The sequence below is a fragment of the Alteromonas sp. W364 genome, assembly GCF_031846205.1.
Classification (GTDB): Bacteria; Pseudomonadota; Gammaproteobacteria; order Enterobacterales; family Alteromonadaceae; genus Glaciecola; species Glaciecola blandensis.
On record NZ_JAVRID010000007.1, the window covers coordinates 222,723 to 238,770 of the forward strand.

Here is a 16,048-nt window from a genome sequence, read left to right on the forward strand (position 1 = left end):
CGACAGGAGATACGATATGCGTAAAACACTCTTTAAGTGGCATTCTTACCTTGCTTTAATTGCGATGATCCCGGTGTTAGTGATTTCTATCACCGGTAGCATCCTTGTTTTTAAAGTCGAGATAGACAGTTTACTTCGGCCACATCATATGGTGGTGAATCCGACAATAACTGACACTAGCCAAACAACACAGCGTTTGGCCTTAGATGATTTGATGTCTAGGATCCAAGCGACATACCCAGATTATATTCTGTCAGGTTGGGAGTTATTCGGTACCGATGACAATGCTGTGATAGAAGAACATGGGCGTTCAGATACCGCCTATGCCATCAAAAAGAACACCGAAACTTGGTTCAAAATCTACATAAATCAATATACGGGTGAAATCCTTTCCGAACCGAAGCATATGGAGCACTACATAACGGATTGGCTATTGGAACTGCATTACGCTTTTTTGCTACATTTTAGCGGAACGGTGATTGGCGCAATATTTGGACTGATACTGTTATTTTTAGGTATCAGCGGTATCATTTTGTACCGTAAATTTTGGCGCAAATTGTTTACCCTCAGATGGGGCTCGGCTAAGCGAATTTTGTTCAGTGATGTGCATAAAATGGTGGGGATATTCTCCAGCCCAGTGCTTATCATCATTGCTTTTACAGGGGTGTATTGGAATATATCTATTGTATTGCATGAAGTGCTAGAACACGGTTTTGAAGAGGCTCATCCAGCCATCACAGAGCCCTATCACGCCGAGACGATTTCATTTGAATCGCTGCGAGAGAATGCATCAATGCAGATAGATAGTTTTCGCGCGACCTACCTCGCTATTCCCAATGAGCCTAAAATGGACATAACTTTTTTTGGTGAGGTTGATACTCCCAATCCCTTGATTAGCCAATACGCCAGCATGGTAACTTATCATCACAAAACAGGTGACTTGGTAATGGCTTCGGATATTCGTGATACCGGTTTCTTGCGCAAGTTTGACGATAGTACACGTAAACTGCATTTTGGATATTTTGCGGGTATTTGGTCAAAAATAGTGTGGTGCATTATAGGAATAAGCCCCGTTATCTTGATGATAACAGGGCTTATTATGTACCTCATTCGGCGACAACCTAAACGTAAAGCTAGGTAGTTGCCTGCTGTAAATTGAGAGCTAAGCCGATGGGCAGATCATATCTGCCGTGTCGGCCTTCTCAAATTTAAAGGCAATGTCACTGATACTAAGACTTAGCTTTTCTTTGCTTGTTAGTTGGAAAGGGGCCACCATATTTTCAAATTTAACACCTTGTTCAGTAAAGCAACGAGCATCAATGCTGATCTCTGACCAAGTTTCTGGTGCGAGGTTTTTCAGCAAATCAGAAATATCTACCTGGCCATTACAACTGCCAACTGGGTCGCCTTCACTTTCACAGTTCATCCCCAAGAGTACTTCATCTGGAATAGCTGATTCTGTTTTGAACATAACCGACAGCACTGCATTGTTTTTGCCTTGAGCATACATATCTTCACGGAAAAAGCTCTTACTTGCTATTTGAACACCCGCACCTGTCTCACTTGTGTCAAATGACAGTCTAAAGGCATCTTCTTGTACCAAGCGGTCAACAGTTCGGTATTTCAGGCCATCTAGGCTTGCCGTACTAGCGGTAACTGGCAATCTACTCGAACCGGACATTAACCACAGCTCCCATGGTTGCTGAAGCGTGCCAGTGAAGATAGCACGACCACTACTGTCTTTTGCGCTCACTTCGTAGTCTTCGTTTAAGTTTGAAGATAGCGTATTTTCGTCGCCATAGGATAAGCCGAAGCCATAAGGTAGCAATGGGGCATAATCTTCGTCATTTAAATTTACTGTCGCCTGAGTAGGTGTTGCAGGCCAAGAAAACGAGAGTCTACCGCTCATATCATGTTGGATTTGACCCTGCTGATCTGTGAACAACACGTCTGCAACGGCATCTCCTTCAGAACCAGGTAGCCAAGCAGCCACAAAAGCATCACTCGCGTTCAATTCAGCATTCACCCACATAGGACGACCACTAATAAATACTGATACGACAGGGATGTTTTCGGCTTTCAGTTTTTTCAGTAAGGCTAAATCTGACTTGCTCCCACGCTGATAATCTAGGTGTTCTCTATCACCATGACCTTCTGCGTACGGCTCTTCACCATAGACCACAATAGCCACATCAGGTTTAACGGTATATTCACCCGCTTCGTTTAATGTCGCTGTTCCGCCTGCGGCATTGACTTGTTCCTGAATACCATCAAATATTGAACTACCACCTGGGAAGTCTTCATTTGTATTGTTGGTACCCTGCCATGTAATTGTCCAACCACCAGATTGCTTACCAATATTATGCGCAGCATCACCAGCAACAAGTACATTCATATTAGGACTAAGAGGTAATACTTGATTCGTGTTTTTTAACAGAACCAAAGATTCCCTAACAGCTTGTTTGGCGACTGCGCGGTGACTTTCCTGACCAATGAGTTCAGTTTTACCAGAGAACTGACGCTTGGCTGGACTCGGCTTTTCAAACAAACCTGCTCTTACTTTTACTCGCAAAATACGAGTCACCGCATCGTCGATACGTGACATTGGGATAACGCCATCTTTGACTTGTTGAATGAGGTTTTCATACAAAGGTTTCCAAGCATCTGTTGGTACCATATAAATATCCAAACCTGCGTTCGCTGCTTGCGGGCAGCTAGTATTGTCACAGCCTTTAACTTGTCCGTGGCCATTCCAATCACCTACCACAAATCCATCAAACCCCATTTTATCTTTCAGCACGTCGGTAATAAGGTATTTATCACCATGTAACTTTTTACCATGCCAAGAGTTAAATGAGGCCATTACCGACTGAGCCCCGGCACTTAATCCACCAACATATCCTTGACCGTGAATTTCGAACAAGTCTCTCTCAGAGTCAACATTATTACCTTGGTCGTCACCGCCAACAGTACCGCCATCGCCAATAAAATGCTTAACGGTGCTGATGACTCTGCTATCCCCTAGGAAGTCGTCATCAGGCGCACCTTGTAGGCCTCTCACGATCGCTCTTGAATAATCGTGTACGATTCTAGGGTTTTCTGAATAGCTCTCATAGGTTCGGCCCCAGCGGTCATCTTGCACCGTGGCAACGGTAGGTGCGAATACCCAGTCGATACCCGTTACCATGACTTCTGTCGCCGTTACCCGTGCAATTTCTTCAATCAGAGCAGGGTTGTTTGCGGCACCTAGACCAATATTGTGTGGGAACAAGGTCGCACCGATCACATTATTGTGACCATGCACGGCGTCGGTTCCCCACATAGTAGGAATGCTTGAGCCATCTAAACTTGCATCGACCGAGGCCTGATACATGCTTTCTGCCAATGCAATCCAATCTTGTGGCGTTGAATGTTTATTGTTGTTAGGGAAAGCGCCGCCACCATTCAAATAAGAACCAAAGCCATATTGACGCATATCTTCAACGGTAATGTCTCGGATCTCTGGTTGTATCATTTGCGCAATTTTTTGCTCGAGTGTCATGTCGGCCAACAACGCTTTCACGCGGGCTTCGTCCTCAGCTGAACGCTTTACTTCGATATCCAAAGTTGGCCAGACATCGATGTTTTCTTGTTGGCTTGGCGCTGTATCTCTGCCGGCGGTCATGACCGATTGATTACATCCTGATGCAAAAACAATCGCGGCTGTCACACCTAGGAAAAGTAATGATTTAGTTTGTCTTATGTAATTTTTCATAAAATGTCTCAATAATTAATCTCTATGAGGTGTTGAGCCTTTCAAGCCGTAGTACGCGATAAATAGATAACATAGCATTGGCACGATAAAGGAGATTTGAAGCCCCATGGTGTCGGCGAAAAAGCCTTGTAGCAAAGGAACTAACGCGCCCCCTACAATCGCTAAACACAAATAACCAGAGGCCTGTGCTGTACTTTGACCTAAGCCATTTAAGGCTAAGCTAAATATGGTTGGGAACATGATGGAGTTGAAAAGGCCAACCGATAACAATGACCACATTGCTAACTTACCATCGAAAATAATGGCACCTAATACTAGCAATATCACCATGCCGGCATTGAACGCGAGTACTTTACCCGCTGCAATTTTCTGCATGACTAATGCACCAATGAAGCGGCCTACCATCGCGCCCCCCCAGTAAAATGCGATAACTTTAGAAGCTTGCGCTTCATTTAGGCCAGCAATAGAACTTTGACTTAAGAAGCTCACTAAGAAGCTACCAATGGCAACCTCTGCGCCTACATAAAGGAAAATACCGATAACACCAAAGCGCAAATGTCTATGTTTCCAAGCATCGGCAACATGTGTGCTGTTTTCTTCTCTGCGACCTAGATCTGGCAGTTTCAAAAACATAAAAATAGCGGCAAGCAACAACAGTGCACCCGCTAGAATGAGATAGGGTAATTGAACTAAGTCAGAACCTGCAGCAGCAACTGCTTCAGCCTCAGGGTTGTGTGTTGCGCCAAACAATAAGAAAGCACCAAAGAAAGGGGCAACAGTCGTTCCCAAGGCATTAAATGCTTGCGTCATAGTGAGTCGAGACGACGCCGTTTCTGGTTTGCCTAACACCGTGACATAAGGGTTTGCAGCAACCTGCAAAATAGTAATACCAGAGGCCAGTACAAATAAGGCAAATAGGAAAATGGCATAGACATGCAATTCTGCAGCTGGATAAAACAATAGACAGCCGACAGCTGCAATGATTAACCCGGTCACAATCCCTTTTTTGTAACCAATTTTACTGACTAAGAAGCCAGCAGGTACAGATACAACAAAGTAGGCACCAAAAAAGCAAAACTGTACAAGCATTGCTTGAGTATAAGAAAGGTCAAATGCACCTTTTAAATAAGGGATCAAAATATCGTTTAGGCAGGTAATAAAACCCCACATAAAAAATAAAGACGTTAGCGCAAATAAGGGGAAGGCATACGAGTTTGCATTGCCAGTGCTGTTTACAGGTGGTTCAGCTTGTTCGTAGTTAGGCATATTAGACGCCATGAGTTACGCTCCATAAAATGTAAATGGCTTATTCATTTAGCGGTTAAATGTTAGGAAGTGAGGGCGTCTACTTATGGTAAACGCCCTAATTTTAAGCTAAGGGTGTTACATACTTACCCGAACACCAACGGAGTAACGCGGGCCGTACTGACCAGCAAATAAGAATTGCTCTTCAAAACGACCATAGTGTTGCTCAGTTTCGTTGTTCAAGTTGATGCCTTCTACAAACACCGTGAAGTTTTCATCGATGTCGTAGTTCACACTCATATCCCACTGCCCATATTCTTTTGCAAATTGAGGTGGAACATCGGATGTACCTTGACCTTGGCCTTGGCCAATAAGGTAGCTATCACGCCATGCATAGGTTAATCGGACAGAAAGTTTTTCGTCTTCATAAAATGCTTGGAAGTTAGCTGAGTCAGACAAACCCGATAGTGCTTTTTGTGCAGCAAGCACATATGGATTGTAATCAACATCACCGTCAACAAACGTCGCGTTTGCAGCTATACCAAAACCAGTGTCTTGGAACAAGTGTTGCACTGCGAGTTCAATACCGTTTGTTTTACGTTCTTCAACGTTCTCTGGAGAACTCAAACGCCAAGTTATTAATGAATCCGTTGCTGGATCTGGCTCGATTTGACCATCGGCATTGCCATAACCCAATGCTAACATTTCATCAAAGATAGCCGTATCTGTTGCTTGGTCGCCGCGATTAGTGATGTTTGCAACCGCTTCGTTCCAACGTGGGCCTAAGTAAACGTCATATAGACCATCAATTTCCACGTCAACCGTAGAAGTTTCAATCCAATCGTCTACTTGTTTCCAGAACAAACCGACAGAAGCATAGCTGCCTTCGTCATAGTAGTATTCTAATGAGATATCAAAGTTAGTTGATTGGTAAGGCTTCAAGTTAGTGTTACCACGAGAACCTGTTCGTGAACCGATCTTCGGGCTACCAGAAAGTGATAAACCACCTAACAAATTGCCTAATGGTGCACGAGTCACACTCTTACCGAAAGAAACACGTGAAACCAAATCATCCGTTAAATCAACGCGAATATCGACCATTGGTAATAGCAGGTCGTAACCGCCTTCATTTGACACTTCCTGAATACCAGAGAAAGAGGTAATCCACTCTGAAGATGCCACCCAGTTTACTTGCTCTGCAATGTTGCTTTGTGAAGGACTGATAACATCTGTTTCTTCATAGCGAATACCAGCATTGATTTGTACAAACACGTCTTTGACGTCAAATTCCCAAAGTGAATTGATGTAGAAAGCCGTGGTCGTTTCTTCAACGCTAGACGTGGTATTAGTCGTGTAGTAAGGATCTACTACATACTCATTGCTACCCACTACATCAGCAGTAAGGTAAGCAGCTTGACGTGCCACAGCTTCGTCGAAATCGTAAGTCCAATAGTAGTCAGTGCTTAAAGCTGAACCGCCACCGGCGAACTGATCTAAGAAACTACCCGTGCCATTCAAGGTAAACATGTTGTCAGGGAAGATCTGAGGGAAGCTAGGGTTGAAACCCGGGCCACCACGTAAGCCTGACCAACCGCTTGTACCAATTAGGGTTTGTTGAGTGTTGCTCACACCCGCACTTAATTTCACTAATGACTCTGCAAAATCAAATTCTGGAAGATATTCCACATCAAGTTGTACTTGTTGAATATCTGATTCACCCGGCGAATGAATGAATTGACTAAAGTTCGAGTCGATTTCGTTAGCCGTTAACTGATTAGTACCGTTATTCCAACCGATAACAAACTGTGGAATATCGCCTTCTAAGTACGAGTACTCTTTATAGTCCAATGCTGCAGAACCAAGAATAACTTGCCCAGCGCTGCGCAGACCTGGGTCGATACCATTATCGATAGTTGAGTTCGAGTCATGGTAATCAAGCGTTATTTTGAGATCGTCTCTTGCTTGGAAATCAACATTGAAACCAAAAGATTCCATATCGAACTCAGTTGTACTTCTTGACGCAGTAAATGAACCATCGTCACCAGAAATGTTGGCAAATAACGCGGTACCATTTTCATCAAGTTGATAGCTATTAACGTTACCACCGAAGTTGTTCCAGATGCCCCAACCAATGCTATTACTACCGGCAACGACATTACTCATAGTGTAATCAGCGGTTAAAGTAAGATTATCCGTTGCTGCAAATTGGATAGTTGCCTGCGCATTGGTTCTTTCGCGTTGTACGTTTTCAATTCCGTAGTTCAAGTCTTTCGGGAAGAAATGTGCGGAAGTTGCTTCTAGTACGCCATCTGCATTTGGTGCGAAAAAGTTTTGTATCGGCGCGCCACTCTCATCAACTGCGCGAGCGTCAGTGAATTGAGATGCATCTAAGTCAGGTAGTGCAACGTTAGCCTGCCAGCCCTGAATGTTTGCTTGTTGCTTCTGGAAGTCACGACGTTGGAACGATCCAGTTAAAGCGACACCCAATCGATCATCTAAAAATGTTTTACTCACTAAGGCAGCTATTTCAGGTGTGACATCTTCGCCTTCAACATTTGATGTATCGTAATTTGCTTTCGCAGTAAGTGATATTTGCTGACCTGGCTGCGCAAGGGGACGCGCAGTCACGATGTTAACTGTTGCACCCAAACCACCTGTTGGAATATCAGCACGAGCAGTCTTGTAGACCTCAAGCGCACTGACACCTTCAGAAGCAAAATTCTCAAAGTTGAATGAACGTGAGAAGCCGGTTGAAGGCATTTGACGACCATTCAAGGTGACCAAGTTAAAGTCTGGACCGAATCCACGAACTGTAATCTGACTACCTTCACCGTTTGCTCTGCTTACCGACACACCGGTAATGCGCTGCAACGATTCTGCCAAGTTGGTATCGGGGAACTTCCCCATTTCTTCGGCAACTATAGCGTCAACAACACCTTGGTTACTGCGTTTGATATCGCTTGATTTCACCAATGAACCACGAATTCCTTTAACGGTGATTACTTCAACGTTCGGATCGAGGTTCGCATCGGCGTCATCTTCTTGAGCCATCGTTGGCATTGCAACTGAAAGCCCTAGCAGCAACGACATAGTCGTTGCTAGTTTTGTTTTTTGGAAAGTCATGTTTTTCATATTCTTTACTCTCTTATTGTGGGCGATCAGCTGTTACAACAACGTCTTTGATAATCACAGGTGAATCATTCTCATTGAGGTACAACAAGAAAGAGCTAAATGTGTTCTCTGCTGGTTGTGGTGGAATTTCAACCACGTATCGAGTCATTGTTGTGCTGGTAACCGTCACCGGGCCCACACCGAAGTTTGGATCGACATCTGGGAAGGGGTTTTTCTCGAATAGGAATCTGACATTCGTATCCGCACCACCACCAGGTAAAGCTGCAGTAAATTCTACGCGTCCACCAGCTTCAAAATTGAGTGGGTAAGCACGTGTGTTTGTATTCGCAAAACCAGCCCAGACCTCTGCATTGCTAGGGAAATTAAATTCACCTGTATCTGCATCGATGGTGGCGTTACCAAAACCTTCCCAAGTAGCTACATCCTCGTTCTGACTAACAACAATATTCTTGATTATGACTGGTGAGTCACGCTCAACCAAGTACAGCAGGAATGAGCTGTAAGTATTCTCTGCGTCTTGAGGTGGAATATATACCGTGTACGTTTTCTCAGTTAAGCCTGACACCACGACATTGTCGGTGCTAAACGCTGGGTCAACATCTGGGAACGCGGCTTTTTCGAAGCGGAAGTTCACAGTTACATCAGATTCACCAGAAGGAATAGAACCAGTAAAAGTGACTTTGCCGCCGCGCTCAAAGTTGAGGGGGTACAAATCAGTGTTTGTGTTCGCAAAACCACCCCAAACTTCAGCATTTGATGGGAATGTGTAAGTGCTAGTGGCAGCATCAAATGTGACGTTGCCAAAGCCTTCCATGCTTGCATGGTTGTTTGCTTCTACTTTCACATCTTGGATGTTCACTGAATTACCGGCTTCATTGATGTACAACAAGAATGAGCTGTAGGTATTTTCTGCATCTTGTGGAGGTATATTTACCGTGTACGTTCTTGCTTGATTACCAACGATGTCTACGTTTGCCGTTGCAAAGTTTGGATCTACATCTGGGAATGGTGCATTTTCGAATACAAAGCGGATGCTAGTATCATTCGCTCCATCAGGAATTGACGCAGTGAACGTTAAGGTACCACCGTTAACAAAATTGAGTGGGTATAGGTCAGTATTAGTGTTAGCAAAACCACCCCAAACTTCTGAACCTAGTGGGAAGCTATAAGTCACGCCGTCGATGCTTGCGCCGCCGAAGCCTTCAGTAAATTCTGCAAACATCGGGCCTGATGCTTCTTCACCGCTTTCAATCGCAACATTATCCATACGGAATACAGCGCCATCGCCCGTTTGCCATGCTGGGAACACCATAATGACATCTAGCAATGTTAAATCTACGCCCGCATCAGCAATTTCTTGCAAAGGCACTATGTATGTCGCCCATTCACCAACCACTGGCTCAGGACCGAAGTTCGCTAAAGGTACTTCCCAAGCGCCACCGTTGCCCTCGTCAGCTTCGATTTTAAATAGCCATACTGAGTCTGGGTCTAGAGGAGCGGAAGTCACTTTCACGTCAACGGTAACATAGCCGCTTTCAATCATGCCTAGTGCATTATGAGGAGTAGGGCTCGAACCCGATGTTGGATCTTGTGGCAGAAATGCCGCCCGAGTAATAAAACCAAATACCGTACCATTATTACCATTTTGTACTTCAAACTCGTATACATTGCCGCGATCTTCATCGTCAGCAACTAAACCTGGAGTAGAACCACCACAGCAATCCCATGCAACCCAGTTTTGGTCAATAACATCATCAAAGATTGTGATTGGGTTTGCTTCACCCGCCGCTAGACTTGGAGCAGGAGCTTGGCCTTCAACCAAAAATCCACCATCAGCAACGTCAGTTTCATATCCTGGGCTAATCGTTTCACAGCCGCGTCCTGTATCTGCGTCAGCAGTACATTCGTAAACGCGCACAAAATCGATTTCATATGTTTGACCAGCACCTGCAAACGCACTGGTATCAATGCCTGTTTCATTAACTGATGCTGGCCAGTTACCACCAACCGCGGAGTTAAGAATGAGGAAGAAATCTTGATCGAAAGGAGCAGGTGAATAGTTAGTTTCTAGCTCACCGGTTGCAATGTTGTATAGCTCTGCGTACCAACCGCGGTGATTCAAACCAACAACTTCGCCAGTAGAGCTAATGTTGAGCTCTGACTGTCTTTGTGTTGCAAATAAAATGTCATTGAAGTACCAACGAATTTCGCCTTCTTGCCATTCGATTGCATAAGTATTGAAATCAGAAGCCGGGCTTACTTCAGGAGAGTAAGCTGCACCTGAAAAATCACTTGATGGACCACCACCGTAGTGAAGCGTACCGTAAACATTGGTTTCTGGCGTGCCATCTTCACGCATCGCGCCAAGGTTAACGGCTTCCATAATATCGATTTCGCCAGACTTCGGCCATTCACCGTAAACTGAATCGGTTGGCATCATCCAAAATGCAGGCCATGAACCTTGACCCATCGGCAATTTAGCGCGCATAACGATGCGGCCGTATTTGAAGTCTGCTTTATTTTGAGTGGTCAAACGAGCAGAAGTGAAGTCATCATCTTCACCACTCGCACCTTCGGTGAGCTTAGCGACAATTTTTAATGTGCCATCAGACACAAACGCATTTTCTTCTGAGTCGGTGTAACACTGAAATTCTTGGTTACCACCACCATCACAATTGACTTCATAGTTCCAATTGCTGGTATTAATAGATGTGCCGTCAAACTCATCATTCCAAACCAAGCGCCAATCGCTATTGGTATAATCTTCGCCTACAGGTTGTACATCTGGAATACTTGGATTTACAGCTTCTAAATTTGTTTCGGTTTCTACGTCACCGCCACAAGCTGATAAAACCAGAACCGAGACAGTACCTGCCAATATGGTGATTCTATTCATTTTTATACTCATCGTGTTAAACCCCAGTTGGAGAATGTCCTTTCAAATACATTAATTACAAGCGCTTAGACCTTGCATTGCCCCAAGGCATAAGCGCTTTCATTAACGGTTGTGTTGCTGCATACGTCAGTAAGTGTTGATCGAGTTGTCGTTTAAAATTAACACATTCATAACATTTGCGACGTGATAGTGCTTTATGTAACAAATAGATACAATTCAAATGCGTCATAGTGAAAATTATTTGCGTTTAGCGTGATAGTACCTTCGATTTTAAGATAAGAGGGTACATTTTTGCGATAAGTGGATTTTCGCTGTGTTTTTCGTATAGTTGGGTTTGTTAATTGACTGTAAACGACCCGAAGGGCGCTTTTATCTGTATGGGATTGTCTAAGCTGCAGATTTACGATCCTATTTAAAGTACAGACGAGTCAGGCAGATCCGCAATAAGCGATATCATGGGGTGCGGTAAGACATCACATAAAGGCTGAATGAGCTAAACTTGCGAGCCTCTTGAGCTTGCATTATAGTGTGCGTGCGCTTTCCATGTATTGCTGGATAACCTAAGGAGATTTGATTTGAAGCTCAAAGCTAAAATATTCTTGAAATGCTCTCTTTCTGCTGCGTTTTTGGTATCCGGGTGTGCAACTATCGACGATAAAGACTTCTTAATGAGCCTCGAAAGATCAGCTTTGAAGAATACACACGAAGAATTCGAACAACAATTGTTACCTATACATCAACGCTCTGAAGTGTTCAGGGTTGAAGTAGAAGACCTAGAAAAAAGGAAGAGACAGCACTAGCAGTGCCCTATGAATTTGCTTATGACTTTCCTTAATTTGGGCCTCGATTATTGATAATTTTCTGGATAGCTGAATTATAGTTTCTACTGACTTTCAACTTAATATTATCACCCAAATCAACAATGCTCTGATTATTGCGCAAGGTTTCGATGCGCTTGATTCGATGGATATTAACGACTGTCGACTTATGAATGCGCTGAAAGATTCGCTCATCGAGTTGGCTAGTTAATTTCTTCATTGTAATGCGCACAATGTAGTTTTCACTTGATGTGTGCACACACATATAATCGCCCGCAGCATCTATCCAATTGATTTCATGCATTGGCACAAATACGCGTTGGTTGTCAGAATTTTTGATCACTAGTTCTTGCTTTAAAGCGCTAGGCAATGGGCCGTCAGTGGCAAGCCACTCCTCTAACTCAGAAATGGGTAGGCCGGATGTTTTGCCTAATGCTCGCATGAGTTTGAACTTTTCTTCTTCACGTTCATGAGGTGAAAGACGCTCTTTAATGCGCTCGATGGTTTGTTGGAGTCTGCCGAGATTCGCGGGCTTGAGAATATAATCAATTGCATTCAGTTCAAATGCATCCACGGCATACTCGCTGTGAGCGCTGACAAACACCACAAGCGGCATAACATCCGCCTGAATAGCCTGAACCACTTCTAGGCCATTAATTCCTGGAAGTTGTAAGTCAATGAATAGCACATCAGGTTCTAATTCTTGGCACAGCGCAATGGCTGCGTCACCGTCTTGCGCTTCACCGATGACGTTTATTTCAGGAATTTTCTGCAGGCGCAGCTTCAAGCCCTCAATGGCGAGCGGTTCGTCATCTACAATGACTGCGCTTATCAAATTCTCACTCATTAGTATCACCAACGACAAATGGCATGCTTAAACTGACTTTGGTACCAGTATTGGCCATTTCATTAATGCTGACATTGCACTTCGTATTGAACATAGTATTTAGTCGCTCTTGCGTGTTTTTTAAACCTATACCGAATCCCTTTGATATATCTAATTTATTTTCTGGACCATCATCAACAACTTCAATTATCAATGTGCCTTTTTTTTTCTTGGCACTGACCACAATGTTGCCTGGTGACTTTCGACCCTCGACGCCAAACTTTATTGCGTTTTCAACAATGGGCTGTAGAAACAAGCCAGGTACTTTGGCTTTTCTGGTTTCAGCATCAATGTTGAAAATAACGTTTAAACGACTCTCAAAGCGCACTTTTTCTATTGATAAATAAAGCTCAAGTAACTCTAGTTCTTCTTGTAGAGTACTCTTCTGATCACTCTTTGAGATCAATGAGTAACGGAAAAAGGAACAAAGTTTGTCCAACATTTCGTTTGCTTTATCGTTTTCATTCTTATAAATCAAAGTTGAAAGGGCATTTAGCGTGTTGAACATAAAGTGAGGATTTAATTGATAGCGGAGCATTTCCAATTGGGCCTCTTTTGCCGAGGTTTGCGCTCGCAATAGCATTTCATGCTCGTTCTGTAGTCGGTTGTTGTACAACATAATGAAAAAGATAGCGGTAAACACATACATAGTCGCTACGGAAAATAATAACCAACCACCAAATTCAAGCATATCAAGCTGCTCGTACCATACTTGGTTGTGAATAATTGATTTGTAAGAAGCTAGCTTGATGACGTTGAATACGCAGCCCAGTATTGCAGCTAACGCAAAGCTAAAGAATAAAGTCAGTCGTAAAGGTAAATGGACTATTTTTCTGAGCATAAGCCACTGAACACTTGATAATGCAAAGCCGCTGACGGTTTCAATAGCTAAGTTGATAAGTTGCCCACTGAAGTTGAAATTTTCCTGTTCAAACTGAGGATGAATAATGGCTAAAAACACCACAGCACAATATCCTAACCAAGCACCAATCTGGAGTGTCCAGAACTGCTTGTTAGGCTGCGAGTAGTGCAGAGAATCGGCGGGTAGTGTACTGTGTTCTGCAATTTGCATGATATCGTCTATTTCCAATCTCAGAGTTGTTTTGACCTTGCTCGATAGGCTGTTAGATACTACGACATAAATTCTCGCTTTCCAAACGCTTGTCTTCGTTCATGGCTACTTAGGCTGGCAAGTCAGTTGACGCGCTATGCGACTAGAGGTGATACTTCTTAGTAGATTCGCATCATCAACATTGGAAAATATAATGAAAAAATGGATTGGCGGTATCTTTTTGATACTCGTGTTGGCGCTTGGCGGTGTTTGGCTTAGCCTTGATAAAGACACGAAAAACTTACTGATGAATCTACCCAGTGACCAAAACGTCATGTTTTGGAGCGTACCTCAGCGCGATGCAGGTTTCAGGGCTATCGATAAACTGCCGATTTTGGCATACAACACAATCGAAAAAGGTGAAGTGGTGAGTGAGCTAGCCGTCGGCGATCAGATGCCAATGAGCTCACAAAGTATAGATGCCTATATGCAGCAACAACGTACGGCTGGTATTGTGATTTTACACAAAGGCAAAATCAGATTGGAGCGTTATGGACTTGGCTTCAGTAAGGAAGGCAAGTGGACAAGTTTTTCTGTTGCAAAGTCATTTACCTCTACCTTGGTCGGGGCAGCCATTAAAGATGGATTCATCAACAGCATCAACGATAAGGTGACAGACTATATTCCTAGCATGCTTGGTAGTGCATATGATGATGTCACTGTGGAGCAATTGTTAACGATGACATCTGGCGTGCAATGGAATGAGGATTACAGCGATCCCAATTCTGATGTTTCTCGCTTTAACTTTCACGTACCGTCTGAGGGCGTTGATGTTAGTGCAAGTTATCTCAGGCAGTTGCCAAGAGCCACTGAACCGGGAACACAATGGTTGTATAGCACTGGCGAAACTAATTTAATTGGATTGCTGGTTAGCCAAGCAACAGGCAAGCAACTGTCTCAATATTTATCAGAAAAGGTCTGGCAGCATATTGGTAGCGAACAAGATGCTACTTGGGTGCTAAATGGAACAGGGCATGAAATCAGCGGTTGCTGCATTCAGGCCAGTACTCGAGATTTTGCACGTTTTGGCCAATTCATCATGCAAGGTGCAGTAGTCAACGGCGAGAGTATTGTGCCTGATGACTGGTTCGACTTTGCTGTGACCAAACAAGCTGATACGGGGTCTTCTATTTCGGGCTATGGCTATCAATGGTGGACGAATAATGACGGTAGTTTTGAAGGTAAAGGGATATTTGGACAAGGTATTTTTATTGACCCTAATCGCGAATTAATCATTGCAACTAATGGGAACTGGCCGAAAGCCGTCGGAAGCGAGTGGACGACCAAACGTGCCGCATTTTATCGTAGTGTACAAGCAGCGATAGATGGCGAGTAGTATTCGCATTATTGCGAATACGCTACCATACCACTGATACTTACCCTCGCTAGTTTGTCATTCGGCACTCTAGCGCAAGCGAGCGAATTGCACGTGCATCCAATCGCGGTCCTGCTCCCGGCCTAAAGAGACCGCACCTTCTTCTTCCCAGCAATTCCACCAAAAATCATATTCAGGTGCAGCAAGTGTCGCTTTTTGCTTATTCCAACGCAGTTGATTGTTTGAAGGATCCCAATCTATAGATGTGCCCCAAGCATGAGTTGACCATTTGCTCCCCCCACGCATCTTTCTGACATTTAACGCTCCACCCCAGAGATCTAGCCGCAGTCTTTGAATTTCTTCTAATCCATAGTGGGTGAGTACTTTCTGAAGCACTCTTTCAATTGCTGGCGCTACTTTTTCGTGGCAGGTGAATCGATTCACTATTTTATTAGTTTGCCATGCAAGTTTTAGAGGGTAGGGTGAGTTTGCTTTGCCCTGATTGGTCCCTACTTCACCATAAAAAGCATTCATCGCTGCTTCATTTTGAAGTGGCCATTGCCCTTCACTACTGCCAGTGAATTCATCTTGGCGCCAAGGCTCGGGCAAGCGGCCGTGTTCTCGCTTATAAGAAAGATCAGCATATGCACTTTCGGTTTGAGGACCCCATTTTCCGTCAATGGCACCTGCGTCGATGTTTTCCATTGTGGCAACATATTGAATGAGCCCCACAATCTTTCGTTTTGTATTCCACTCGGTGGGTAAAACAGTGACTCTGTGTAAGGCTGCTTTTGTATTTTTTCCAGCGATACCATCAACGCCAATGTTGGCATGGAAAAGCCGGTTAAGTTCTGATTGAGCCAATTTTATTATATTGCTATTCATCATATT

Annotated in this window: 10 protein-coding genes; 3 read left to right on the forward strand and 7 right to left on the reverse strand. The window is 43.9% G+C overall.

Annotated elements, in window-relative coordinates; all coding sequences use genetic code 11:
• Positions 1 to 16: 16 nt before the first annotated feature.
• Positions 17 to 1,141 carry a PepSY-associated TM helix domain-containing protein gene (locus tag RM556_RS13055; protein ID WP_311362375.1) on the forward strand — a complete coding sequence of 375 codons (1,125 nt, stop codon included), beginning with the start codon at positions 17 to 19 and terminating at the stop codon, positions 1,139 to 1,141.
• 21 nt (positions 1,142 to 1,162) lie between these two features.
• On the opposite strand, the gene RM556_RS13060 is transcribed toward RM556_RS13055, so the two are convergent.
• The 4 genes from RM556_RS13060 to RM556_RS13075 all read right to left on the reverse strand — a co-directional run bounded on the left by RM556_RS13060 (position 1,163) and on the right by RM556_RS13075 (position 11,027).
• Positions 1,163 to 3,754 carry a glycoside hydrolase family 3 N-terminal domain-containing protein gene (locus RM556_RS13060; protein ID WP_311374784.1) on the reverse strand — a complete coding sequence of 864 codons (2,592 nt, stop codon included), beginning with the start codon at positions 3,752 to 3,754 and terminating at the stop codon, positions 1,163 to 1,165.
• A 15-nt stretch (positions 3,755 to 3,769) separates the two neighbouring features.
• Complete coding sequence (locus RM556_RS13065) at positions 3,770 to 5,032, reverse strand: sugar MFS transporter (RefSeq protein WP_311362373.1); 1,263 nt, start codon at positions 5,030 to 5,032, stop codon at positions 3,770 to 3,772.
• A 105-nt stretch (positions 5,033 to 5,137) separates the two neighbouring features.
• Complete coding sequence (locus RM556_RS13070) at positions 5,138 to 8,131, reverse strand: TonB-dependent receptor (protein ID WP_311374785.1); 2,994 nt, start codon at positions 8,129 to 8,131, stop codon at positions 5,138 to 5,140.
• A gap of 13 nt (positions 8,132 to 8,144) precedes the next feature.
• Complete coding sequence (locus tag RM556_RS13075) at positions 8,145 to 11,027, reverse strand: glycoside hydrolase family 16 protein (RefSeq protein WP_311374786.1); 2,883 nt, start codon at positions 11,025 to 11,027, stop codon at positions 8,145 to 8,147.
• 575 nt (positions 11,028 to 11,602) lie between these two features.
• Here RM556_RS13075 and RM556_RS13080 point away from each other — a divergent pair.
• Positions 11,603 to 11,827, forward strand: coding sequence for a hypothetical protein (locus RM556_RS13080; protein ID WP_311374787.1), 225 nt, complete (start codon positions 11,603 to 11,605; stop codon positions 11,825 to 11,827).
• 31 nt (positions 11,828 to 11,858) lie between these two features.
• Here the strand turns inward: RM556_RS13080 and RM556_RS13085 are convergent, their stop codons facing one another.
• Both RM556_RS13085 and RM556_RS13090 read right to left on the reverse strand, forming a co-directional pair.
• On the reverse strand, positions 11,859 to 12,692 hold the full coding sequence (locus RM556_RS13085; RefSeq protein WP_311374788.1) for a LytTR family DNA-binding domain-containing protein: 834 nt from the start codon (positions 12,690 to 12,692) through the stop codon (positions 11,859 to 11,861).
• Positions 12,685 to 13,803, reverse strand: a complete 1,119-nt coding sequence (locus RM556_RS13090; RefSeq protein WP_311362111.1) for a histidine kinase — start codon at positions 13,801 to 13,803, stop codon at positions 12,685 to 12,687. Before RM556_RS13090 ends, RM556_RS13085 begins: the two co-directional genes overlap by 8 nt.
• A gap of 193 nt (positions 13,804 to 13,996) precedes the next feature.
• Here RM556_RS13090 and RM556_RS13095 point away from each other — a divergent pair, with 193 nt between their 5' ends.
• Positions 13,997 to 15,178 carry a serine hydrolase domain-containing protein gene (locus tag RM556_RS13095; protein ID WP_311374789.1) on the forward strand — a complete coding sequence of 394 codons (1,182 nt, stop codon included), beginning with the start codon at positions 13,997 to 13,999 and terminating at the stop codon, positions 15,176 to 15,178.
• A gap of 69 nt (positions 15,179 to 15,247) precedes the next feature.
• Here the strand turns inward: RM556_RS13095 and RM556_RS13100 are convergent, their stop codons facing one another.
• Positions 15,248 to 16,042, reverse strand: coding sequence for a M15 family peptidase (locus tag RM556_RS13100; protein ID WP_311362113.1), 795 nt, complete (start codon positions 16,040 to 16,042; stop codon positions 15,248 to 15,250).
• Between the last annotated feature and the right edge of the window lie 6 nt (positions 16,043 to 16,048).